At 63.8% G+C, this 22150-nt stretch carries 22 protein-coding genes and 1 pseudogene; 12 read left to right on the top strand and 11 right to left on the bottom strand.

Annotation, left to right across the window (positions count from 1 at the left end; translation table 11 throughout):
* The 7 genes and pseudogenes from BWR18_RS00960 (at position 1) to lpdA (ending at position 7699) form a co-directional block, all read left to right on the top strand.
* Positions 1 to 2957, top strand: a pseudogene (locus tag BWR18_RS00960) (2-oxoglutarate dehydrogenase E1 component).
* Between the two features lie 4 nt (positions 2958 to 2961).
* Positions 2962 to 4497: a 2-oxoglutarate dehydrogenase complex dihydrolipoyllysine-residue succinyltransferase gene (odhB, locus tag BWR18_RS00955; protein WP_076626288.1), complete on the top strand. Its 1536-nt coding sequence runs from the start codon at positions 2962 to 2964 to the stop codon at positions 4495 to 4497.
* A 4-nt stretch (positions 4498 to 4501) separates the two neighbouring features.
* Positions 4502 to 4861, top strand: coding sequence for a VOC family protein (locus BWR18_RS00950; protein ID WP_076626287.1), 360 nt, complete (start codon positions 4502 to 4504; stop codon positions 4859 to 4861).
* Positions 4858 to 5286, top strand: a complete 429-nt coding sequence (locus BWR18_RS00945) for an MAPEG family protein (RefSeq protein ID WP_076626285.1) — start codon at positions 4858 to 4860, stop codon at positions 5284 to 5286. Before BWR18_RS00950 ends, BWR18_RS00945 begins: the two co-directional genes overlap by 4 nt.
* On the top strand, positions 5283 to 5828 hold the full coding sequence (locus BWR18_RS00940) for a hypothetical protein (RefSeq protein ID WP_076626283.1): 546 nt from the start codon (positions 5283 to 5285) through the stop codon (positions 5826 to 5828). Before BWR18_RS00945 ends, BWR18_RS00940 begins: the two co-directional genes overlap by 4 nt.
* On the top strand, positions 5825 to 6235 hold the full coding sequence (locus BWR18_RS00935; protein ID WP_076626282.1) for an MAPEG family protein: 411 nt from the start codon (positions 5825 to 5827) through the stop codon (positions 6233 to 6235). Before BWR18_RS00940 ends, BWR18_RS00935 begins: the two co-directional genes overlap by 4 nt.
* 75 nt (positions 6236 to 6310) lie before the next feature.
* On the top strand, positions 6311 to 7699 hold the full coding sequence (gene lpdA / locus BWR18_RS00930; protein WP_076626281.1) for a dihydrolipoyl dehydrogenase: 1389 nt from the start codon (positions 6311 to 6313) through the stop codon (positions 7697 to 7699).
* 97 nt (positions 7700 to 7796) lie between these two features.
* Here lpdA and BWR18_RS00925 read toward each other — a convergent pair whose 3' ends face one another.
* A complete protein-coding gene (locus tag BWR18_RS00925; protein WP_076626280.1) occupies positions 7797 to 8168 on the bottom strand; it encodes a hypothetical protein in 372 nt (123 codons plus the stop codon).
* Between the two features lie 329 nt (positions 8169 to 8497).
* On the opposite strand from BWR18_RS00925, the gene BWR18_RS00920 reads away from it, so the two are divergent.
* On the top strand, positions 8498 to 8998 hold the full coding sequence (locus tag BWR18_RS00920) for a fasciclin domain-containing protein (protein ID WP_076626279.1): 501 nt from the start codon (positions 8498 to 8500) through the stop codon (positions 8996 to 8998).
* Positions 8999 to 9038: 40 nt separating this feature from the next.
* Here the strand turns inward: BWR18_RS00920 and BWR18_RS00915 are convergent, their stop codons facing one another.
* Genes BWR18_RS00915 through BWR18_RS00900 form a run of 4 tightly spaced genes read right to left on the bottom strand, consistent with a single transcriptional unit; the run spans position 9039 to position 11935 of the window.
* Entirely contained in the window at positions 9039 to 9641 is a 603-nt protein-coding gene (locus tag BWR18_RS00915; protein ID WP_076626277.1) for a pyridoxamine 5'-phosphate oxidase family protein, read from the bottom strand.
* The gene (locus BWR18_RS00910; protein ID WP_076626275.1) at positions 9628 to 10359 is read right to left on the bottom strand and encodes a lysophospholipid acyltransferase family protein; all 732 of its coding nucleotides are present in this window, start codon (positions 10357 to 10359) and stop codon (positions 9628 to 9630) included. The genes BWR18_RS00915 and BWR18_RS00910 overlap by 14 nt, the downstream gene beginning before the upstream one ends.
* Positions 10356 to 11249: a cell division protein FtsX gene (locus BWR18_RS00905; protein WP_076630036.1), complete on the bottom strand. Its 894-nt coding sequence runs from the start codon at positions 11247 to 11249 to the stop codon at positions 10356 to 10358. The genes BWR18_RS00910 and BWR18_RS00905 overlap by 4 nt, the downstream gene beginning before the upstream one ends.
* Positions 11250 to 11257: 8 nt before the next feature.
* Positions 11258 to 11935, bottom strand: a complete 678-nt coding sequence (locus tag BWR18_RS00900) for a cell division ATP-binding protein FtsE (protein ID WP_076626274.1) — start codon at positions 11933 to 11935, stop codon at positions 11258 to 11260.
* 149 nt (positions 11936 to 12084) lie between these two features.
* Between BWR18_RS00900 and BWR18_RS00895 the strand changes: the two genes are divergently transcribed.
* Positions 12085 to 12897, top strand: a complete 813-nt coding sequence (locus BWR18_RS00895) for a zinc-ribbon domain-containing protein (RefSeq protein WP_076626273.1) — start codon at positions 12085 to 12087, stop codon at positions 12895 to 12897.
* 3 nt (positions 12898 to 12900) lie between these two features.
* Here BWR18_RS00895 and BWR18_RS00890 read toward each other — a convergent pair whose 3' ends face one another.
* From BWR18_RS00890 to argH, 6 genes are all read right to left on the bottom strand, one after another.
* The gene (locus BWR18_RS00890) at positions 12901 to 15510 is read right to left on the bottom strand and encodes a TIGR02302 family protein (protein WP_076626272.1); all 2610 of its coding nucleotides are present in this window, start codon (positions 15508 to 15510) and stop codon (positions 12901 to 12903) included.
* A gap of 70 nt (positions 15511 to 15580) precedes the next feature.
* Positions 15581 to 16846 carry a diaminopimelate decarboxylase gene (gene lysA, locus BWR18_RS00885; protein ID WP_076626270.1) on the bottom strand — a complete coding sequence of 422 codons (1266 nt, stop codon included), beginning with the start codon at positions 16844 to 16846 and terminating at the stop codon, positions 15581 to 15583.
* A 40-nt stretch (positions 16847 to 16886) separates the two neighbouring features.
* Positions 16887 to 18074: a sugar-transfer associated ATP-grasp domain-containing protein gene (locus tag BWR18_RS00880; protein WP_076626269.1), complete on the bottom strand. Its 1188-nt coding sequence runs from the start codon at positions 18072 to 18074 to the stop codon at positions 16887 to 16889.
* 89 nt (positions 18075 to 18163) lie between these two features.
* Positions 18164 to 18481, bottom strand: coding sequence for a DUF2834 domain-containing protein (locus tag BWR18_RS00875; protein WP_076626268.1), 318 nt, complete (start codon positions 18479 to 18481; stop codon positions 18164 to 18166).
* Between the two features lie 3 nt (positions 18482 to 18484).
* Positions 18485 to 18661 (bottom strand): hypothetical protein, encoded by a 177-nt coding sequence (locus tag BWR18_RS21845; RefSeq protein ID WP_172839338.1) that lies wholly within the window; start codon positions 18659 to 18661, stop codon positions 18485 to 18487.
* Positions 18658 to 20049 carry an argininosuccinate lyase gene (argH, locus tag BWR18_RS00870; protein WP_076626266.1) on the bottom strand — a complete coding sequence of 464 codons (1392 nt, stop codon included), beginning with the start codon at positions 20047 to 20049 and terminating at the stop codon, positions 18658 to 18660. The genes BWR18_RS21845 and argH overlap by 4 nt, the downstream gene beginning before the upstream one ends.
* Positions 20050 to 20073: 24 nt before the next feature.
* On the opposite strand from argH, the gene BWR18_RS00865 reads away from it, so the two are divergent.
* From BWR18_RS00865 to BWR18_RS00855, 3 genes are all read left to right on the top strand, one after another.
* Positions 20074 to 20640, top strand: coding sequence for a TlpA disulfide reductase family protein (locus tag BWR18_RS00865; RefSeq protein WP_076626265.1), 567 nt, complete (start codon positions 20074 to 20076; stop codon positions 20638 to 20640).
* Positions 20641 to 20795: 155 nt separating this feature from the next.
* Complete coding sequence (locus BWR18_RS00860; protein ID WP_076626263.1) at positions 20796 to 21185, top strand: hypothetical protein; 390 nt, start codon at positions 20796 to 20798, stop codon at positions 21183 to 21185.
* A complete protein-coding gene (locus BWR18_RS00855) occupies positions 21182 to 22111 on the top strand; it encodes a sterol desaturase family protein (RefSeq protein WP_076626262.1) in 930 nt (309 codons plus the stop codon). Before BWR18_RS00860 ends, BWR18_RS00855 begins: the two co-directional genes overlap by 4 nt.
* Positions 22112 to 22150 lie beyond the last annotated feature (39 nt).

Genomic DNA, 22150 nt, shown 5'->3' with positions numbered 1-22150 from the left:
ATGACCGACCAGTCCCCCAACGACCAGTTCCATGCCTCGTCCTTCATGCAGGGACACAATGCGGAATACCTCGAACAGATGTACGCCCGCTATGCCAATGACCCCGGCGCAGTCGACGAAAGTTGGCAGGCTTTTTTCAAGGCGATGGGGATGATGAGGTCTCCGTCAAACGCGAGGCGGAGGGGCCGTCCTGGGCGCGCGCCGATTGGCCGCCGCAACCCGGCGATGACCTGACCCAGGCCCTCACGGGCGAATGGGCCGCCCCGGCAGAGGTCAAAGGGGCCGGGGACAAGATCAAGGCCAAGGCCGCCGAGAAAGGCGTTGAGGTCTCCGACGACCAGATCAAGCGCGCCGTGCTCGACAGCATCCGCGCGCTCATGCTGATCCGGGCCTACCGCATCCGGGGTCACCTTGTGGCAGACCTCGATCCGCTGGGCATGCGCGACCAGACCCCGCACCCCGAACTTGATCCAAAATCCTACGGTTTCACCGAGGCCGACATGGACCGCCCGATCTTCATCGACAACGTGCTCGGCCTGCAAGTGGCGTCCATGCGCGAGATCGTGGCCATCGTGAAGCGCACCTATTGCGGCACCTTTGCCCTGCAATACATGCACATCTCCAACCCCGAAGAGGCCAGCTGGCTCAAGGAACGGATCGAAGGGTTCGGCAAGGAAATCCAGTTCACCCGCGAGGGGCGCAAGGCGATCCTGAACAAGATGGTCGAGGCCGAGGGGTTCGAGAAATTCCTGCACGTCAAATACATGGGCACCAAGCGCTTTGGCCTTGATGGCGGCGAAAGCCTGATCCCCGCGATGGAGCAGATCATCAAGCGCGGCGGCGCGCTGGGGGTCAAGGACATCGTGATCGGGATGCCCCACCGGGGGCGCCTGTCGGTCCTCGCCAACGTGATGGCGAAACCCTACAAGGCGATCTTCAACGAATTCCAGGGCGGCAGCTTCAAACCCGAAGAGGTCGATGGGTCCGGCGACGTGAAATACCACCTCGGCGCGTCCTCGGACCGCGAGTTTGATGGCAACGAAGTGCACCTGTCCCTGACCGCGAACCCCTCGCACCTCGAGGCGGTGAACCCCGTGGTGCTGGGCAAGGCGCGCGCCAAGCAGGACCAGAACAACGACCGCGAACGCACGACGGTGATGCCGATCCTGCTGCACGGCGACGCGGCCTTTGCCGGTCAGGGTGTCGTGGCCGAATGCTTTGCGCTGTCGGGCCTGCGCGGGCACCGCACGGGGGGCACCATGCACATCGTGGTCAACAACCAGATCGGCTTCACCACGGCCCCCCACTTCTCGCGCTCCTCCCCCTACCCCACCGACAACGCGCTGGTGGTCGAGGCGCCGATTTTCCACGTGAACGGCGACGACCCCGAGGCCGTCGTCCACGCGGCCAAGGTCGCGACCGAGTTCCGGCAGAAGTTCCACAAGGACGTGGTCATCGACATCTTCTGCTACCGCCGGTTCGGACATAACGAGGGCGACGAGCCCATGTTCACCAACCCGGTGATGTACAAGAAGATCAAGAAACACAAAACGACCCTCACGCTCTATACAGAGCGGCTGGTCAAGGACGGCCTGATCCCGGAAGGAGAGATCGAGGACATGAAAGCCGCCTTCCAGGCGCGCATGAATGACGAGTTCGAAGCGGGCAAGGACTACAAACCGAACAAGGCCGATTGGCTGGACGGCAAGTGGTCCCATCTCGACAAGAACAAGGACGATTACCAACGCGGCAAGACGGCCATCGCGCCCGAAACGCTGGCCGATGTGGGCAAGGCGCTGACCTTTTCGCCCGACGGATTCCCGATGCACAAGACCGTGGGCCGCCTGATCGACGCCAAGAAAAAGATGTTCGACAGCGGCGAAGGGTTCGACTGGGCCACGGGCGAGGCCATCGCCTTTGGCTCGCTTCTGACCGAAGGGTTCCCGGTGCGATTGTCTGGTCAGGACAGTACCCGCGGCACGTTCAGCCAGCGGCATTCGGGCTTCGTGAACCAGGAGACCGAGGAACGGTTCTACCCCCTCAACAACATCCGCGCCGGTCAGGCGCATTACGAAGTGATCGACTCGATGCTGTCGGAATACGCGGTGCTGGGGTTCGAGTATGGCTACTCGATGGCCGAACCCAACGCCCTGACACTGTGGGAGGCACAGTTCGGCGACTTCGCCAACGGCGCGCAGATCATGTTCGACCAGTTCATCAGTTCAGGTGAATCGAAGTGGCTTCGGATGTCCGGCCTGACGGTCCTGCTGCCCCACGGATTCGAAGGACAAGGGCCCGAACACTCTTCTGCCCGGCTGGAACGCTTCCTGCAGATGTGCGGCCAGGACAACTGGATCGTCGCCAACTGCACGACGCCTGCCAACTACTTCCACATCCTGCGCCGCCAGATCCACCGCGACTTCCGCAAGCCGCTGATCCTGATGACGCCCAAATCGCTCCTGCGGCACAAGCTGGCCGTGTCCAAGGCCGAGGAGTTCACGACCGGCTCCTCCTTCCACCGCGTGTTGTGGGACGACGCCGAACAGGGCATTTCGGACACCAAGCTGGCCAAGGATGACAAGATCAAGCGCGTCGTCATGTGTTCGGGCAAGGTCTACTACGACCTGCTCGAAGAACGGGACGCCCGCGGCATCGACGACGTCTACATCATGCGGATCGAACAGTTCTATCCGTTCCCGGCGATCTCTCTGGTCAAGGAACTGGAGCGGTTCAAAGGCGCCGAAATGGTCTGGTGCCAGGAAGAGCCCAAGAACCAGGGCGCCTGGACGTTCATCGAGCCCAACATCGAATGGGTCCTGACCCGGATCAAGGCCAAACATCAGCGCCCCATGTATGTCGGCCGCGCCACCTCCGCCAGCCCTGCCACGGGTCTGGCCAGCCAGCACAAAGCCCAACAAGCAGCCCTCGTAAACGAAGCGCTGACCATCGAAGGATAAGAATATGACCACCGAAGTCCGCGTGCCCACCCTGGGCGAAAGCGTCACCGAAGCCACCGTCGCCACCTGGTTCAAGAAACCCGGCGACGCTGTCGAGGTGGACGAGATGCTGTGCGAGTTGGAAACCGACAAGGTGACGGTCGAAGTGCCCAGCCCTGCCGCTGGCACCCTCGCCGACATCGTTGCCGCCGAAGGCGAGACCGTGGGCGTCGACGCGCTGCTGGCCAACATCGCCGAAGGGTCCACCGAAGGTAAGACCGACGACGCCCCCAAAGCCGAACCAAAGGCCGAGGAGGCACCCGCCAAAGACGCGCCCAGCGGTGACAGCGTCGACGTGATGGTCCCGACCCTGGGCGAAAGCGTGACCGAGGCGACGGTCAGCACATGGTTCAAGGCCGTGGGCGACAGCGTCGCGCAGGATGAAATGCTGTGTGAGTTGGAAACCGACAAGGTCAGCGTCGAAGTCCCCGCCCCGGCCTCCGGCGTGCTGGCCGAGATCACAGCCCCCGAAGGCACCACCGTGGACGCCTCTGCCAAACTGGCCGTCATCTCTTCCTCCGGCGCCGCCCCTGCCGCAACCGAAGGCAGCGCGGAACCCACCAGCGACTACCAGACCCCGCCCGCAGGCGACGGCGCTGGCCGCTCTGACGTGGAAAACGCCCCCTCCGCCCAAAAGGCCATGGCCGAAGCCGGGATCAGCGCCGACAAGGTCACCGGCACAGGCCGCGACGGCCGCGTGATGAAAGAGGACGTGGCCAAGGCCGTGGCCGCCGCCGCAAGCGCGCCCGCCCCGTCAGCCCCCGCCGCAGCCCCCCGCGCGCCCGTCGCCGCGGACGATGCCGCGCGCGAGGAACGGGTGAAGATGACCCGCCTGCGCCAAACCATCGCCAAGCGCCTGAAAGACAGCCAGAACACCGCCGCCATGCTCACCACCTATAACGAGGTGGACATGACCGAGGTCATGGCCCTGCGCAACGAATACAAGGACCTCTTCCTGAAGAAACACGGGGTCAAGCTGGGCTTTATGTCCTTCTTCACCAAGGCGTGCTGCCACGCCCTGAAAGAAGTGCCCGAAGTGAATGCCGAGATTGACGGCACCGACATCGTCTACAAGAACTTCGTCCACATGGGCATTGCCGCAGGCACGCCCACCGGCCTCGTCGTGCCGGTGATCCGCGACGCGGACGCCATGTCCTTCCATGCCATCGAACAGGCCATCGCCGAAAAAGGCGCCCGCGCCCGCGACGGCAAGCTGAGCATGGCCGAAATGCAGGGCGGCACCTTCACCATCTCGAACGGCGGCGTCTACGGCTCGCTCATGTCCTCGCCCATCCTGAACCCCCCGCAATCGGGCATCCTGGGGATGCACAAGATCCAGGACCGGCCCATGGCCATCGGTGGTCAGGTCGTGATCCGGCCTATGATGTACCTGGCGCTCAGCTACGACCACCGGATCGTCGACGGCAAGGGGGCGGTGACGTTCCTCGTCCGGGTCAAAGAAGCGTTGGAGGATCCGCGGCGGTTGTTGATGGATCTCTGACCCAATGTCCCTGCATCTCGCACTTCTGAAGATACCGGTGTCCGATCTGAAAAGGTCGGTTGCCTTCTATGAAGCGGTGCTTGGATGCAATGTGGACTTCGTAGCACAAGAGTTCGGCTGGGCGCAGTTTTCCCAACCCGCGCCCGGTTTGGCCCTCTACGTTCCCGGTGCCGGAGGTGGCAACAGGTCGCTGGGAGGGTCACTGGACTTTCACCTCTCCGCTCCCGATCTTGAGGCCACGCTCGAACGCGTGAGACACGTTGCCGAAACTGCCAAGATTTATGAAAACGCAGACGGTTCTGGCAGTCTCGAACTGGAAGACCCAGATGGAAACGTGCTCAAGATCATGGGAGCAGCACAATGACACCCGAACTCACCTACCTCACCTACGCCACCCTCCTCCTGATCGCCCATGTCCTGATCCAGGCGACCCTGTCGGACCTGTCCAAAGGCATCGGCTGGGCCCTCGGCCCGCAGGACGAAAAGCGCGATCAGAACGCCGTTGCCGGTCGTATCGAACGCGCCCTCTGGAACTACGTCACCTACTTTCCCGCCTTCGCCGCCGTCGCATTGGCGCTCACCGTCACCAACCTCAACACAGAAACCACAGCACTTGGGGCCGCCCTCTGGTTCTGGGCCCGCGTCGCCTACGTCCCCGCCTACGCCTCCGGCATTCCGCTCGTGCGCTCGTGCGCATGGATCGCTTCCATGGTCGGCCTCGTCATCATGGTGCTGGGCATGTTCGGCACGCCGCCCGACCCCGTATTGCTGCAACCTGCCACCGAATGACATTGACACAGGCATACCACCGCGCCATCGCAGCACGGCGTGCCTTCCGCCTGCCGGGCTATCCAACGCTGGCCGAGGCAGGGTTCGATGGCGACTATGTCTCGCCCATCCAGATGACCTCGGGCAACCTCACAGGCCCGCTTCTGATGTCAAAGGACTGGCTCGACGCGCCCTCGGCCCGCGCGCACCATAACCAACTCAAGCGCATCGGCTATCTGCCAAACATCCCCTACAACAAGGTCATTGACCGGGTTCTCAAACTCCTGAACCTCACGCGGGCCGATATTTACATCACCCCGATCTTTCACCTTCTGACCCCAAAACGGTCCAGCACGATCCCGCCCGCCCATGCGCGCGCCAGCTTTGACGCCATCGGCAGGCACGAATTGCTGGGCCGCCGCCCTGTCGCCCTCGGCACCGACAGCGCGCGGGTGCTGCGCCATTTCGGCATCGACCACGTCACCGCGCCGCACCCGTCGGCCCGCATCGGCAGCTATGACCACCGGGCCAACCTGATCGCACAGGCGGTGCAAGCCGCATGACACCCGAACTCACCGCCCTCGCCCTCGCCGCGCTGCTGCAAGTGATCCAGTTCTGCCTGATGGCCGTGCCCACGAACATCGAACTGTCACCGGGCAAGACGCTCTCGCCGCGCGACCGCACACGCCTCGGCGGCAGCATCCAGGACCAGGTGTCCGACAAGACCGCCCGCCTGATCCGCGCCTGGGAAAACCACTTCGAAAGCCTCGCGCTCTTCACGATCGCGGTCACCGTGGTGTCGCTCGCAAACGCAAACACGGCCTTCACTGCCACCTGCGCCTGGACCTACCTGATCGCCCGCACGCTTTACATCCCCGCCTACTATTTCGGCCTGACCCCGTGGCGGTCGCTGATCTGGATGGTGGGCTTTCTCGCCGCCCCTCTCATGCTCATCGCAACGCTCATCTGATCTTCTTCTGACCCAAAATACCACGGGGTCCGGGGCAGCGCCCCGGTCCGACCGCAAAACAAAAGGACCAAGACCATGGCTTCTTACGACGTAATCATCATCGGCTCCGGCCCCGGCGGCTATGTCTGCGCGATCCGCTGCGCGCAACTGGGGCTCAAAACAGCCTGCGTCGAAGGGCGCGAGACCCTGGGCGGCACCTGCCTGAACGTGGGCTGCATCCCCTCCAAGGCGCTCTTGCACGCCAGCCACATGCTGCACGAGGCCGAACACAACTTCGCCGCCATGGGCCTCAAGGGCAAAAGCCCCTCGGTCGACTGGAAACAGATGCTGGAATACAAGACCGACACGATTGGCCAGAACACCAAGGGCGTCGAGTTTCTGTTCAAGAAGAACAAGATCGACTGGCTCAAGGGCTGGGGCAGCATCCCCGAAGCGGGCAAGGTCAAGGTCGGGGACGAGGTGCACGAGGCGGGGAACATCATCATCGCCTCCGGCTCTGACGTGGCCACCCTGCCGGGTGTCGAGATTGACGAAAAAATCGTCGTCTCCTCCACCGGCGCGTTGGAGCTGGGCAAGATCCCCAAGAAAATGGTGGTGATCGGCGCAGGCGTCATCGGGCTTGAGCTGGGGTCGGTCTACAGCCGTCTGGGATCAGAGGTGCAGGTGATCGAATTCCTCGACGCCGTGACGCCGGGCATGGACGCCGAAGTGCAGCGCCAGTTCCAGAAGATCATGACCAAACAGGGCCTCAGCTTCACCATGGGCGCCGCCGTTCAATCCGTGGACGTGGCCAGGAACAAGGCCAAGGTCACCTACAAGCTGCGCAAGGATGACAGCGAGCATACGGTCGATGCAGACACCGTTCTGGTCGCCACCGGGCGCAAACCCTACACCGACGGCCTCGGCCTCGATGCGCTTGGGATCAAGATGACCGACCGCGGCCAGATCGCCGTGGACGCCCATTGGCAGACCAACGTGCCCGGCATCTACGCCATCGGCGACGTGATCGAAGGCCCGATGCTGGCCCACAAGGCCGAGGATGAGGGCATGGCCGCTGCCGAACAGGTCGCGGGCAAACATGGGCACGTGAACTACGGCGTAATCCCCGGCGTGATCTACACCCACCCGGAGGTTGCCAATGTCGGCGTCACCGAGGAGCAGTTGAAAAAGGACGGCCACAAGTACAAGGCGGGCAAATTCAGCTTCATGGGCAATGGCCGGGCCAAGGCGAACTTTGCCGCCGACGGCTTCGTCAAGATCCTCGCCGATGCCGAAACCGACCGTATCCTGGGTGCGCACATCATCGGGCCAAGCGCGGGCGACCTGATCCACGAGGTTTGCGTCGCGATGGAGTTCGGCGCCTCAGCCGAAGACCTCGCGCTGACCTGCCACGCCCACCCCACCTATTCCGAAGCGGTCCGCGAAGCGGCCCTCGCCTGCGGCTTGGGGCCGATCCATAGCTAAACACCGCACACAAAACTGCGCCACGACACGGCGCGCAGGACAAAACCACGTCTGACCAAGGCACGGTCCAAAACCGGCCCGCGCCTTGGTCGACCGATTACCCTTGTTGGAAGCTCACACCGCACCCTCTTTGCGTGCTGGCCGCTTCCAGCGCCTGCATCTCACCTTTCAGTCGGCCCAGCTCTGCCGCCGTTGCCTTGTCGCCCTTGATGAAGAATGCGGCCGGCCAAAACAGCACCAGGGCCACGGCCGTGGCAGTGGCGTCGCCCTTCGCCTTTTTGTCCTGTACGCCGGACACCTCGGACGCGCGCAGGCTGATGCGCGTCGCTTCCTGCCGCAATTGCGTGCAGTTGAGGCTTTGGAACTGAAGCGGTGACACATATGTGGCCGTGACATTCTCGGCCTTTTGGGCGCAGCCTGAAACGGCCAGGGCGAGGGTCAAAACAAGTGTACTGGTTACTTTGAACATTGAGGTTCCTTTCTATCGCGCAGGCACGGTACCGCGGGTATCTTGTGGACCTGTTAAACCGCGCCCACCGACTGAAACGCATTCGACACAAACTGTTTGGGCATGGCTCAACCAGGCCTCTGTGGCGGTCGCCCAAAGGGGCCATCCAGCCCAAACCGGCGCATTCCCGCCGGTCTGCGCCATACGCAGGGGAACATTTCTGCCGATTTGGACGTTTCACCGAAACGGGGGAGCAGCAGGCCATTGTTTTCGATGCCCTACCGCCCCTTTCATCACAACGAGGCCGCTTCCGGCCCCGGACGCATTTGAAAAGACAAGAGGACATCACCATGGATCGTCGTAGCACATTGAAACTGATCGGGGGCGGCGCCGCCCTTGTCACCCTTGCCGCCTGCGCGCAGCCGCAAGACCCCGACATCGTGGACGTCGCCGCGGGCGATCCGAATTTCTCGACCCTCGTGGCTGCGGTACAGGCCGCCGGTCTGGTCGACACGCTCAAGGGTCCCGGCCCGTTCACCGTCTTTGCGCCGACAAACGACGCCTTTGCCGCGCTGCCCCCCGGCACCGTCGACAGCCTGCTCTTGCCCGAAAACCAGGCCCAGCTGATCGACATCCTGACCTATCACGTGGTCCCCGGCCAAATCACGGCTGGCGACGTGCTGGGCACGCGCCAGAACGTGACGACGGTTCAGGGCGGCACGCTGGACGTGAACGGCATCGTGGGCAAGTTCGGCTCGGGCGTGACAGTGAACGGCGCCAATGTCATTCAGCCTGACATCTTTGCATCGAATGGCGTGATCCACGCCATTGATCAGGTGCTGCTGCCCTGATCAGAGCGATGTGTCCCATGATGGGACACATTATGTTAAATTACCACATGGTCCGGGCGGCACGCTCGGGCCATGCGTCGTCATAGGGCTTTCCGCCCTCTTCGCCCTTCGACACCTCAGCCAATATCTCGCCAGGCGTCGGCAGACCGTCCGCATCGTTGCGCGACCACAGCCCGGCCCGGATCAGGGCACGCGCGCACTGGGTGTAAACTTCGCCCAATGTGACAACGATCACGGTCGCCGGGTGGCGGCCTTTCTGTTCGAAGCGCGCGCGCAAGTCCTCATCCGCCGTGAGCCTGGCCACCCCGTTCACCCGCACAACCGTATTCGATCCCGGCACCATGAACATGAGCGACACGCGCCCGTCCGATACGATGTTGCGCAAGCTATCGAGCCGTTGGTTGCCACGCCAATCGGGCAAGGCCAGTGTCTTGGGATCAAGCTGCAAAACGACGGGGCCATCGTCGCCGCGCGGGCTGCCGTCGGTGCCGTCCGGGCCAACGGTGGTCAGCACGACAAAGCGGGATCTGTCGATCCAACTGGCATAAAGCGGCGTCAGGTGACCGGCCACCTTGCGCAGCGACGCCGCACCCGGTGTGCCGTACAACGCTTCAAGCGCTGCGATGTCTTCAATGAACTCCATCGGGTTCGAACCCTCCTTCGCGCATCAGCGCGTCTGACCGCGCCTCGACCGTCTCTTCCAGATGGACCAGAAAGTCCTCCTTGGACATCCCGTCGGGCATGGCAGGTAGAAACTCGACCACGGCGGTGCCCGGTTTGCGCAGGATACCCGTGCGCGGCCAGAACACACCGACATTGGTGGCCACGGGCACGCAAGGCTGGCCCAACTGCTCATACAGCACGGCGGTGCCCACCTTGTAAGGGCACTTGGCCCCCGGCGCGACTCGGGTGCCTTGGGAATAAATGATCAACTGGCCCGGCGTGGCGCGCCCGGCCTCGACATCCTCGACCATCTTGGCAATGGCCGCGCCGCGCTTGCCCCGGTCCACCGGCACACATTCCAGACGCTTGGCATACAGCCCGATGATGGGCGTCCACAGGATCGACCGTTTCATGATGAACTTGGCCGAGGGCAGCGCGGTGAAGATCATCATGATGTCGAGAAAGGACTGGTGCTTGGCTGCGATCAACACCTCGCCCGACGGCACCGTGCCCCGCACCTCGGCCCGGATCCCCACCATCCAGCGCATCGACCAGAACACATAGCGGCTGTAGCTTTTGCAGGCCGACCGGGCGCCATGTTTGCTGACGATGGCGTATGGTGCCCATAGCAACCCAACCACCAGCATCATGACATAGATGTGGCCCACAAAGACAAGCGAGCGGAGGTATTGGATCATGTAAGTGTCCTTAGGGCGCGGCTGGCGGCATAGGCCGTGGCGATGAGGGCGACCGCCGCGCAAACAAGCGGCAGCAAAAGTGGGACGAGCCAGCCTGCGCCCTGAAAGCCCAAACCGGTCAGAAAGCCCGGTGCCTCGCCCCCGGAAGGCATCAGCCAGACGGCCAGCACACCCAAGGCCACACCGGCGGCGGAGCCTGCCAGAGCGCGCAAGGTGAACCGGCGGACAAACGCGTTGGCGATGTAGCTGTCGGTGGCGCCCACAAGGCGCAGCACCGCGATGACCTGCGCATTGGCCGCAAGGGCCGCATTGGCCGCGAGCGTCACCATCGCCGCGACGGCGCCGACGATCAGCATCGCAACGGTCCAGCCCAGCAGACGCAATCGTTGGGCCGCTGAGACGAGAGGCGCGCGCCAGCGTCCATGATCGTCCAGCACAGCGCCCGGCACCTCGGCCGCCAGACGCAGGCGCAGGCCCGTTGCGTCAAAGCCCTGACCGGTTGCCTCGATCTCGATCAACCGGGGCACGGGCAGCGTATCAAGCGGCAGGTCCTGGCCGAACCACGGGGCAAGCAGGGCCTGTTGCTCTTCGTCGGTGAGCGCGCGGGCCTGCGCCACGCCCGGCGTTGTGGACAGCACTTGCAGCGCGGCGGTTGTCTGAATGGCACGTTGATCTTCGGGGGCCACGATACGGATGGTGGCGGTGCGCGCCAGCTCGTCCCCCCAACGGTCGGCCAACCGACCGGAGGCCAGCGACAGCGCAAGCGCAAAGACCGCCAGGAACGCCATGGCACCTGATACGAAAAGGGTCAGTTGCGCGGTGAAGCCCGTTGGCGGCACGACCCGGTCGGCATAGCGATCACCGGCCAGAAGGGCGCGCAGGGTCCGCATGTTGAATTTCAAAGGTCCGCCCCCGCCAGCTGCACCCGCCGGTTCGAAATGCGCAGCACGCGCGCCTGCACCTGCGCCTTGGCCGCGCGGATCAGCGACAGGTCGTGGGTGGCGATCAGGACCGTCTTGCCCATCTTGTTCAGCTCGACAAGCAGGGTGAGCAGGCGTTGGGACATGTCCCAATCGACGTTGCCGGTGGGTTCGTCCGCCAGCACCACATCGGGCGACATGATGACGGCGCGCGCCAGCGCCGCGCGTTGGCGTTCGCCGCCCGAAAGCTCTGGCGGCAGCGCATCTGCCCGCACGGTCAGGCCGACCCAGGTCATCAGCTCCGTCAGATCCCCGTTGGCCGCGTCCGCATGGCGGCCCGACACGGTCAGCGGCAGCGCCACGTTGTCCGACACCGGAAGGTGGTCGAGGAATTGCACATCCTGGTGCACCACGCCCACGCGCCGCCGCACCTTGGCGATGTCGTCGCGCTGCAGGCTGCGCACATCGCGGTCGAACAGGCGCACCTGGCCGGATGTCGGCAGAAGCGCGCCATAGCAGAGTTTCAAAAGCGTGGTCTTGCCCGCCCCCGACGGACCGGTCAGGAAATGGAATGACCCCGGGGCCAGCTTGACCGAAATGTCGGACAAAAGCTCACCCCCGCCATAGCTGTACGCCACATTTTCCAGCTCGATCACGTGCGCCCCCCGCCCCTTTGCGACCTGTTGTGCCTCAGCACCATGCCGGATTCAATGTGAATGCTTGGCCTGCGCCGCAGGCAGTTATGTCTTTTATGAACACGGCCTACAACATATGGTAACCTATAAAAATCGAGGCAGGATCTGAAATGCGGCTGATTTGTCCCAATTGCGATGCGCAATACGAAGTTGTGGATGACGTGATCCCGGCTGAGGGGCGCGACGTGCAGTGTTCGAACTGTGGCCAGACGTGGTTTCAGCACCACCCCAACCAGATGCCCGACGACCCGGATATCGAAGATGTGCCCGCCGATCTGGCGCCCGCAGACGACAGCCCGGCCGAAGACGAGGAGCCCGCCGACGCCCCCGCGCCAAAGCGCCGGGAGCTTGATCCATCCGTGGCCGACATCCTGCGCGAAGAGGCCGAGATGGAGAGCCAGGCGCGCGCAAGCGACGCTGAAACGCTGGAAAGCCAGCCTGAGCTTGGCCTGGACAGCGCCGAAACAGATGCTGATCGCCGTGGCCGTGAGGCCCGCGACCGCATGGCCCGTATGAGGGGCGAAGAGCCTGAGGCGCCTGCGCAAGTGACAGAAGCGGCGGCCACCGCTGCTGCCATCGGCTCGCGGCGCGATCTGTTGCCCGATATCGAAGAGATCAATTCCACGCTGCGATCAACGGGGGACCGTCAGTCGACACCCGGCGCAGAGGTGACAGCGGACCCCGCAGAGACGGTTCAGGACCGTTCCGGGTTCCGGCGGGGTTTCATGTTGGTGGTCCTGCTCGCCATTGTGTTGTTGGTGATCTACGTTTTCGCGCCCGACATCGCGCAAGCGGTTCCGCAGGTTGACCCATTGCTCAGCTCTTATGTGGCGCAGGTCGACAGCGCTCGGGTGTGGCTGGACGGGCAGGTTGCGGCCGGTCTGACATGGCTGGACAATCTGACGGCCAGCGAAGGGGAGTAACCCTCAGAAGCGGTCGAGAAGGCGTTTGAGATAGTCAAGTTCGACATCGGGACGCTCGCCCTCACCTGAGCGGCGGCGGATCTCGTCCAGCAGATCACGGGCGCGGCGGTACACGTCCTCGCCCTGCAACAGCCCCTCTTCGGTGCCGACCGACCCGTTTGATCCCGGCTCGCGGCCCAGAGGATCGCGCGCTTCGGCCCGGCGGTCGCTTTCAGATGTGCCCTGACCCTGCTGGGCGTCCTGCTGTTCCTGCTGCATGGCTTCGCCAAGGGCGCGCATACCCTCGCGCAGGGCCTCCATGGCCTGGCTTTGATTGTCGATGGCGTCGGCAAAGTCGCGTTGGCGCAGCGCCTCTTCGGCGCCGTCCATGGCGCGGCCCGCACGGTCCAGCGCGTCGCGGGCCGCCTCGCCCTCGGGTGTGCCGGAACCGGGCAGGCTGCCCTGCTGGCGGCGCAATTCGTCGCGCAGCGCCTGTTGGCGGTCGGCAAGCGCGCCTTCGCCCTGCGCTTCGCCATCGGCCTGTTCGTTGCCTTCGCCGCCTTGTTCGGTATCACCTTGCTGGCCCTGACCCTGACCGCCCTGGCTGTGCTCCTGACCACGGCCCTGACCGCCATCGCGGCCCTCGTTGCCCTGGCTTTCACCGGCCTGCGCGTTCGGGTTGAACTGTTCCTGAAGGTCGCGGAATGCCTGATCGCTCAGGCCCTGCTGTTCGCGCAGCGTTTCGGCCAGACCTTCCATGGCCTGCTCACCGGGGCTTTGGCCTTCGCCACCCTGGCCTTGGGTGACCTGCATGTTTTCCAGCATTTCCTGCAACTCGCGCAGGGCCTGCTCGGCCTCGGCCATGCGGCCCTGTTCCATCAACTCCTGAATGCGGTCCATCATGCGCTGGATGTCATCCTGCGTCATCTGCATCTGGTTTTCGGACTGCTGGTTGCGCGGATTTTCTTCGTTGTTCTGACGATCCAACTCGGCCTGGCGCGACAGCTGCTGCATGTAATCGTCGGTGGCGCGGCGCAACTCGCGCATCAGCTCTTCGATTTCCTCGGGGCTCGCCCCATCGCGCATGGCCTGTTCCAACCGCTCGCGCGCGCGACGCAGCCGCTCCAGCGCGTCCGCCAGATCCCCTTCCTCGATCCCAAGGGCAAGGTCCCACATATCGCGCGAGATGTCTTCCTGTTGCTCGTCGGTCAGACCATAGCTGGCAAAGGTTTCAAGTTTTGTGATCACGCGGCGCAGGCGCAGTTGGTCCACCTCGCGCCGGAACACGTCGTCGGGTCTGTGCGCCACGGCACGCAGGATCTGCGCGACGCGGGTGCTGTTGTCCTTCGACCACAGCAGATCGCGGCGCTGTTCGATGATGGAGGCGGCGAGCGGGTCGAAAAACCGCCGCCCCGGCAGGATCATCTGGAACGGTTCGGTCTCGGATTGCTGTTCGGCCGCATCAAGCGCGGTCATCACGACGGTCACCGGCAGATTGGCCCACGGGTGTTCCGAAAAATCCTCGACCAGCGCCTCTTCGAATTCGGTGCGATCACCGGTGAAGGGCATGGGCAAGGAAGCCGTGATCTCCGGGCGCGCCTCTGGCGCAATGGCCAACCCGTGGCGGCGGTCCACCTCGGGCAGATCAAGGGCAAAGCGTGCCTCGCCCGCTTCGACCCCGTAGTCGTCGGAAGCCGCGTAAGGCAAGGTCATCTCGCCCAGAGCAGTTGTCTCCGGTCCGTCAAGGACCTCAATGGTTGGGGCTGTGTCGGCCAGCACGGCGACGGTCCATGTCCGCCCACCGGGGCCATTGATTGCAATTTCACCCGACTGGTTGACGGTAAAGTCCTGCTCGGGCGCAGAGGCCGGGGGCACTTCGCCGATCCGCCCGGACACCGTTTCCGCGATGGTCAGCGCGCCAACCTCGCCATACAGGCGCAATGTGATCAGCGACCCGACAGGAACTTCAAGCGTGCCCTCCGGAATATCGTTCAGGTAGATGGTGGGCCGACCGGTGTAGCGCGGGCTTTCCGCCCACCCTTCCCAAACCGGCCCGGTGGCCAGACCGTCCGCACCGCCCGGCGTCATGTCGGCGACAGACCCGACGCGCCAGATGGAACCAAAAATCAGCGCCACGGCAAAGATCAGGACAGCCACGTAGCGCAGGGCATAGGGATCGCGCCGCGCGATGCGCAGATCAGCAGGCACCGGTTGTGCCCGTGCCGCGCGTTCGGCCATGCGCGCCTGGTGCGCCCGCCACACCGCGGTCGAGGCGGCATCGCCATCCCCCACAGCCTGTTCATCAAGCAGCGCCTGGATTGGACGGCCCGGCAGGGTTTCGTCCAACCGAACAAGGGCGGCCGCGCGGGTCGGGATGCGGAACGTGCGCAGCGCATAGACCAGGGCTCCGATAGCCGCTCCTGTCGCGACAACCGCCGCGAACCACACCAGTTCGACCATCACCGTGTCTTGCAGGCCCAGCATCAAAACGGCGAGCGCCGCCAGAACCACGGTTGCAAGTGGCCATGTGGCTTGCCAGAACGCTTCAGCAAACATGCCCGCACGCGTGAACGTCAGCGGCCAGCGCAGTGCTTTCAGCCCGCGCCGCGCGTCATGTTTGGAATAGTTGGCCATTCATCGCGTCCCTTGTCGGTGGCGCGGGCCACATCATAGCGCCCTCAGCCTCATGTAGGCGCTGAAAGGATCAGAGCCACCCTGGGATGGTATCGCGATTTATCATTTCGTCAAAGGTCGGGCGTGCGCGGATCACCGCGTATTGATCACCATTCACCAGAACTTCGGGAATAAGTGGTCGCGTGTTGTACTCACTGCTCATTACTGCGCCATATGCGCCCGCCGATCTGAACGCGACAAGGTCACCGGCGTTCAGCCGCGGCATCATCCGCTGCTTGGCAAACGTGTCCCCGGATTCGCAGACCGGCCCCACAATGTCATAGGGGGCCTGTTCCGCGCCGGGCGCAGGTTCGATGATGGGCACGATATCATGATAGGCCTCGTACATCGCGGGCCGGATCAGGTCGTTCATGGCGCCATCCAGGATCAGAAAATCGCGCCCCTCGCCCGATTTGACGTAGATGACCTCGGACACCATGATCCCGGCATTTCCCGAAATCAGGCGCCCCGGCTCGATCTCGATCTCGCAGCCCAGATGGCCGACGGTGCGCTTGATCAGCGCGCCATAGTCCGTTGGCAGCGGCGGCGCCTCGTTCGAGCGGGCGTAGGGAATGCCAAGGCCGCCCCCCAGATCAAGGCGGCGGATGTTGTGCCCGTCCTCGCGCAGTTGCACGGTCAGTTCGGCCACTTTTGCATAGGCCAACTCGAACGGCGCAAGCTCCGTCAATTGCGAGCCGATATGCACGTCGATGCCGATGACATCGAGGTTTTCCATCGCTCCGGCCATCGCATACACCTCGCGGGCGCGGGCGATGGGGATGCCGAACTTGTTCTCGGACTTGCCGGTGGCGATCTTGGCGTGCGTCTTGGCATCGACATCGGGGTTCACGCGGATGGTGATGGGGGCAACGGCGCCCACCTCGCCCGCGACGCGGTTCAGCACCTCCATCTCGGGTTCCGATTCCACGTTGAACTGGCGGATGCCACCGGTCAGCGCCATGCGGATTTCATCCGCCGTCTTGCCCACGCCGGAAAACACGATCTTGTCGCCCGGCACGCCCGCCGCCCTCGCCCGCGCGTATTCGCCGACCGACACCACGTCCATGCCTGCGCCCGCCTGGGCCAGTGTCTTGAGGATCGCCTGATTGCTCGCCGCCTTCATGGCGTAGCACACCAGGTGGTCCATGCCGTTCAGGGCGTCATCAAACAGCGTGAAGTGGCGCAGCAGCGTGGCGGTCGAGTAAACGTAGAATGGCGTACCGACGGCGGCGGCAATATCGGCCACCGGCACATCCTCGGCGTGCAGAACGCCATCGCGGTAGAGAAAATGATCCATGAGCGCCTGCCTAGATCAGCAGGCGCCCGGCTTCAATTGTTTAGCGCGGCAGATCACCCGCCTTTTTACGCGCTTTTTCCGTTTCGATGCGGCGCGACTTGATCGCCGCCGAACACGCGATGGCCGCGTCGAACTGCGGCATGTGACGCGCATTCAGCACGCCCTCGCCCGTGGCCAGCTGATACAGCATGTGAAACGGGTTGGCGTTGCACTCGATGACCAGCGGGCCACCCGCATCAATCGCGATGTCCCAACCGAACACGCCGAAGTCAGGAAACAGCATGTGGTTGTCCATCGCCAGCTTCTGCACGGCATCCCAATGCGGGATCTGCGCGCCGACAATGGGCTGCCCGCTCACCGGATGCGTGTCGATCCACTCGGCGGCAAGGCCCGTGCCGCGCTTGCAGCGGCTGACAACGCCATCGTCGCCCACCTGGGCCACCATCGACCCCGCCTGCCAGAAATTGTCGGACATGGCCGAGGGCGAGGGCAGTTTCCACAGCGAATAAAGCACCTTTGGGCCATGCTCGTCCCGCAGGGTCACGACGCGCAACGTGCCGACCGCCGGGCCGGTGATGGCGGTCATGTCGGGGTGCTGCTGCACCGCCGATTGCAGGATAAATCCTTCGGGATAATCCTCGACCAGCTCATGCGCGAAGCCTTGAAGGTCCACCTCGCGCCCGTTGCCCAGACGCAGCATGTCGCCCTCCAGCCCCGTGATCAGGGCCGAACCCACGCTTTTCGACCCTTCGCAGGGCTTGCCGAACAGCGGATATTCCGCGTCAGTCTTCAGAAACGCGACAACCGCCTGCGGGTCGCGCAGCACCGGGATGGTGCCACAGGTGCGGTTGGGATGCACCATGGCCTGCGTGTGCGTGGTCCGCGCGCCCAGACGTTCCAGAAGGGCGGCATACATCGCCTTGTCGCGGATGAACGCACGCATCGGCGTCAGATCCAGCGGCGACAGGCGATTGTTCAGCTTGAAGCTGCCCATCTCGCCGACAAAGGTCTTCTTCTCATCCATCGACAGCGCCGGGTCATACACACCCGATGTGTGATACTCATCCGCACGCATACGGCTCTGACCACGGCGCAGCGCCCACATCTCGCGCATCTGGCGGAACGGGCTGACGCCATGGGCGCGGGCCACATCGACAATCATCTGGGGGGCGGGGGGAATCGGATTGGCCGGGGCAGCCAAAAGGGCTTTGGGGGCTGTCTGTTCCATAAAATCTGTCCTCTGCTCGAACGCATTGTGCCTGCGGGCGAAACAATACCGAGGAATTGGGCGAAATTAGGGCCGCAAAAGGTCAGATTTTATTGAACCGGGCGCGACCGCAGGAACAGGTACAGCGGCAGGCCGCAACTGACACCGATGCAAAACGTGGCGGGGATGGCGACAAGGGCAGACCAGTTCCGCCGCACGGCAACCTCAGAGATGATCCAGACGGTCAACGCAAGCGCAGCAATCGTCAGGTCCCAGACCAGCCCGCTGGTGGCGGCATTCACATGCCACGCATCCACCATCGCCATGATGTCCCAGGTGTTCGCCTGAAACCAGCTGACGAAATAGTACATCGGGTGAATGGCACCCCAGATGGCCAGGGCCAGATAAATCATGCGCACCGGGGCCATGGATCAGAACAGACTCACGCCGACAGACAAGGGCCCGCGCCGCACGCCGACCGTACCGCCCGCATGAACGCCGTTCGACCCCACGCCGATGGTCACGCCACCCGTGGGCTGTACGGGCTCGCCATCGGCGCCACAGGCGGCGACAAACAACAGCGACAGGACACAAAGACTGCGGATCATGCGATCACCTCTCTCCACCGGGCGACCTGCGCGCGCACCTGAACGGGCGCAGTGCCTCCGTAACTTGTACGCGATGCGACGGAATTTTCCACGCTCAAAACGGTGAACACGTCTTCAGTGATGCCCTCATGCGCCGTTTTCATCTGCGCCAGCGTCAGATCGGGCAGGTCGCAGCCCTCGGATTCCGCCAGCGCGACAAGGCTGCCGGTGATGTGATGCGCATCCCGAAACGGCAGGCCCAGCACCCGCACCAGCCAGTCGGCCAGATCCGTCGCCGTGGAAAACCCGGACCCGGCGGCGGCGGCCAGGCTCTCGCGATTGGCGGTCATGTCGCGCACCATCCCATCCATCGCCGCCAGCGCCAGCATCCAGTTGTCGGCGGCGTCGAACACCTGTTCCTTGTCCTCCTGCATGTCCTTGGAATAGGCCAGCGGCAGCCCCTTCATCACCATCATCAGCGCCGTGTTCGCGCCAAAGATGCGACCCACCTTGGCCCGGATCAGCTCCGCGGCATCGGGGTTCTTCTTCTGCGGCATGATAGACGACCCGGTGGAAAACCGGTCCGACAACGTGACAAAGCGGAACTGGGCCGACGACCAGATCACCAATTCTTCGGCAAAGCGCGACAGGTGCATCGCGCAAATGCTGGCCGTGCCCAGAAACTCCAGCGCAAAATCCCGGTCACTCACCGCATCCAGCGAATTGGCCGCAGGCCGGTCAAAGCCCAGCGCCTCCGCCGTCATCTGCCGATCAATCGGGAATGACGTGCCGGCCAAGGCCGCAGCCCCCAGCGGGCTCTCATTCATCCGCGCCCGCCCATCGCGCACACGGGACAGGTCACGCCCGAACATCTCGACATAGGCCATCATGTGATGGCCCCAGGTCACCGGCTGGGCCGTCTGCAAATGGGTAAAGCCGGGCATGACCCAATCGGCCCCCGCCTCCGCCTGATCCAGCAACGCCGCGATCAGCGACAACAGCGCCCCTTCGGCGGCATCGAACTGGTCGCGCACCCACAGCTTGAAATCGGTCGCCACCTGATCGTTCCGGCTGCGCCCCGTATGCAACCGCCCCGCAGGCTCCCCGATCATCTCTTTCAGCCGCGCTTCCACATTCATATGGATGTCTTCCAAAGCTGTCGAAAACTGAAACGTCCCTGCTTCGATTTCTGACAAGACCGTGAGCAGCCCTTCCCGGATCGCCTCCACATCCTTATCACTCAGGATGCCGGTGGCGCCCAACATGGCGGCATGGGCCCGCGAGCCTGCTATGTCCTGGGACGCCATGCGCTGGTCAAACCCGATCGAGGCATTAATTGCCTCCATGATCGCATCGGGACCCGCTGCAAACCGGCCCCCCCACATCTGATTTGCGGTCTTGTCGGACATGAACGTGGCACCTTGAGGAAGATCATGAAAAAGCTTGTTACCGCAGCCCTCTACATGGCCCTGAGCGTGGGCGCAATTCCTGCACTCGCCGACACCTCGGCGGCAGAGGCCCTGCGCGAGGGAGACATGAAAAAGCTGATCTTCCACGGCACGCCCGAGGCGGTGTCCGGTCAGTCCTTCGATCTGGCCGACGGCGCGGGCCAGGGCTCGCTCGCGGACTACGAAGGCAAGCACATCCTTGTGAACTTCTGGGCGACCTGGTGCGCGCCCTGTCGGCACGAGATGCCGATGCTGTCCGAATTGCAGACCGAGTTCGGCGGCGACGAGTTTGAGGTGGTGACCATCGCCACGGGCCGCAACAACCCCGCGGCCATCGTCAAGTTCCTCGACGAGATCGGCGCCACCAACCTGCCCCGCCACCAGGATCCCAAGCAGAAGCTGGCGGCACAGATGGGGGTCTTCGGCCTGCCCATCACGGTGATCATCGACCCCGAGGGGCGCGAGATCGCGCGCCTGCGCGGTGATGCCGACTGGTCCTCCGACAGCGCCAAGGCCATCATCGCGTCCCTGATCGGTGCCGAAAGCAGCTAGCGTACGGTGCCGTAACTCAAATTTAACAAGCGTTAACAATGCGTTATGTTACCCACGGGTAACCGTTACCCATGCCGCGCCACCCAAGCTGACGCTACGCCACGCTTGACGATCCGCCCCCGTCCCCGCTGAACTATGCGCGGGAGGACTGGACCGTGCCGTTGCACATCCTGTTGATTTTGGTGGTTGGTGGCATCGCAGGCATCGCGCTTGCGCTGCACATGTTGGGCCTGTCCCGCGCCGCCCCCTTCACCGCCGACACGGCCCATGACGCATGGCACCGCGCGCATCCCGACGACACCATTGACGCGATCACGGTCACCAGCGACGGCCGCGCGGCGCGGATCACGACCGATCAGGGCCGGGGCGTTCTATGGCAAATGGGCGCCGACAGCTGCGCGCGCCGCCTGACCGGCCGTGAACGGCTGACGCGCGCCGGGGACACCTCCACCCTGCATCTCGATGATTATGCCGCGCCCAAAGTGCGGCTCACGCTCACGCCACAGGAACACAGCGCGTGGCAAGACTGGATGGCACACACATGATGGCAGACCTCACCTACCCCGACGTCGTTAACTTCGCCGTGCCCTTCTTCATCGCGGCCATCGCCATCGAACTGGCCTGGATCGTGATCAAGGGCCGCGGCGGACGGTACGAAACGCGCGATGCCGTGACCTCGCTGATCATGGGGGCAGGCAACGTCGCCTCGGGCATCCTGCTCGGTTTCATCGCCTGGGGGTTCTTCATGTGGCTCTGGGCCATCACTCCGCTTGATCTGGGCACCAGTCTCTGGGTCGTTCTGCTGTGCTTCGTGCTCGACGACTTCCGCTATTACTGGGTCCACCGCTTCGGACACCGCATCCGCTGGGTCTGGGCCAGCCATGTCAACCACCACTCCTCGCAACACTACAATCTGACGACAGCGCTCAGGCAAACCTGGACGGGCACGTTCACCTTCATGATGGTGGTGCGCGCGCCCCTGATCCTTCTGGGCTTTCACCCGGCGATGGTCCTGTTCGTGGGCGGGCTGAACCTGATCTACCAGTTCTGGATCCACACCGAAGCCATCGGCAAACTGCCGCGCTGGATCGAGGCGGTGATGAACACGCCCAGCCACCACCGGGTCCACCACGGCCGCAACGCCCGCTACCTCGACGCAAACTACGCCGGTGTCTTCATCATCTGGGACAGGATGTTCGGCACCTTCGTGCCCGAACTGGACAGCGAGAAGCCGGATTACGGACTGGTCCAGAACATCGGCACCTTCAATCCGATCCGGGTGGCCTTCCACGAATGGGTCGGCATCTGGAAAGACGTCACACAACGGGGCCTGAGCCTCAAGGACCGTCTGCGCTACGCCGTCGCCCCGCCGGGTTGGAGCCACGACGGATCACGCGACACCTCTGAACAGATCAAGGCCAAGCACCTGGTACGCACACCCCAGGACAAGGGAACCGCAGGGTTCACCTGACCCCCCATTTCTTCTGACCGAAAATACCACGGGGGAGTC

Source organism: Tateyamaria omphalii, assembly GCF_001969365.1.
Taxonomy (GTDB): Bacteria; Pseudomonadota; Alphaproteobacteria; order Rhodobacterales; family Rhodobacteraceae; genus Tateyamaria; species Tateyamaria omphalii_A.
Note: the sequence above shows the minus strand (reverse complement) of the source record. Positions and strands in the feature narration are given on the sequence as shown.

Bases quoted from the DNA above. Each gene is read 5' to 3' on its own strand.
- BWR18_RS00940 (WP_076626283.1), top strand. From the start codon at position 5,283: ATGACATTGACACAGGCATACCACCGCGCCATCGCAGCACGGCGTGCC.
- BWR18_RS00915 (WP_076626277.1), bottom strand. From the start codon at position 9,641: ATGGAGTTCATTGAAGACATCGCAGCGCTTGAAGCGTTGTACGGCACA.
- BWR18_RS00895 (WP_076626273.1), top strand. From the start codon at position 12,085: ATGCGGCTGATTTGTCCCAATTGCGATGCGCAATACGAAGTTGTGGAT.
- argH (WP_076626266.1), bottom strand. From the start codon at position 20,049: ATGTCCGACAAGACCGCAAATCAGATGTGGGGGGGCCGGTTTGCAGCG.
- BWR18_RS00945 (WP_076626285.1), top strand. From the start codon at position 4,858: ATGACACCCGAACTCACCTACCTCACCTACGCCACCCTCCTCCTGATC.
- BWR18_RS00855 (WP_076626262.1), top strand. From the start codon at position 21,182: ATGATGGCAGACCTCACCTACCCCGACGTCGTTAACTTCGCCGTGCCC.
- BWR18_RS00950 (WP_076626287.1), top strand. From the start codon at position 4,502: ATGTCCCTGCATCTCGCACTTCTGAAGATACCGGTGTCCGATCTGAAA.
- BWR18_RS00890 (WP_076626272.1), bottom strand. From the start codon at position 15,510: ATGGCCAACTATTCCAAACATGACGCGCGGCGCGGGCTGAAAGCACTG.
- BWR18_RS00920 (WP_076626279.1), top strand. From the start codon at position 8,498: ATGGATCGTCGTAGCACATTGAAACTGATCGGGGGCGGCGCCGCCCTT.
- lysA (WP_076626270.1), bottom strand. From the start codon at position 16,846: ATGGATCATTTTCTCTACCGCGATGGCGTTCTGCACGCCGAGGATGTG.
- BWR18_RS00905 (WP_076630036.1), bottom strand. From the start codon at position 11,249: ATGCGGACCCTGCGCGCCCTTCTGGCCGGTGATCGCTATGCCGACCGG.
- BWR18_RS00935 (WP_076626282.1), top strand. From the start codon at position 5,825: ATGACACCCGAACTCACCGCCCTCGCCCTCGCCGCGCTGCTGCAAGTG.
- BWR18_RS00925 (WP_076626280.1), bottom strand. From the start codon at position 8,168: ATGTTCAAAGTAACCAGTACACTTGTTTTGACCCTCGCCCTGGCCGTT.
- BWR18_RS00880 (WP_076626269.1), bottom strand. From the start codon at position 18,074: ATGGAACAGACAGCCCCCAAAGCCCTTTTGGCTGCCCCGGCCAATCCG.
- BWR18_RS00910 (WP_076626275.1), bottom strand. From the start codon at position 10,359: ATGATCCAATACCTCCGCTCGCTTGTCTTTGTGGGCCACATCTATGTC.
- BWR18_RS21845 (WP_172839338.1), bottom strand. From the start codon at position 18,661: ATGATCCGCAGTCTTTGTGTCCTGTCGCTGTTGTTTGTCGCCGCCTGT.
- lpdA (WP_076626281.1), top strand. From the start codon at position 6,311: ATGGCTTCTTACGACGTAATCATCATCGGCTCCGGCCCCGGCGGCTAT.
- odhB (WP_076626288.1), top strand. From the start codon at position 2,962: ATGACCACCGAAGTCCGCGTGCCCACCCTGGGCGAAAGCGTCACCGAA.
- BWR18_RS00865 (WP_076626265.1), top strand. From the start codon at position 20,074: ATGAAAAAGCTTGTTACCGCAGCCCTCTACATGGCCCTGAGCGTGGGC.
- BWR18_RS00875 (WP_076626268.1), bottom strand. From the start codon at position 18,481: ATGGCCCCGGTGCGCATGATTTATCTGGCCCTGGCCATCTGGGGTGCC.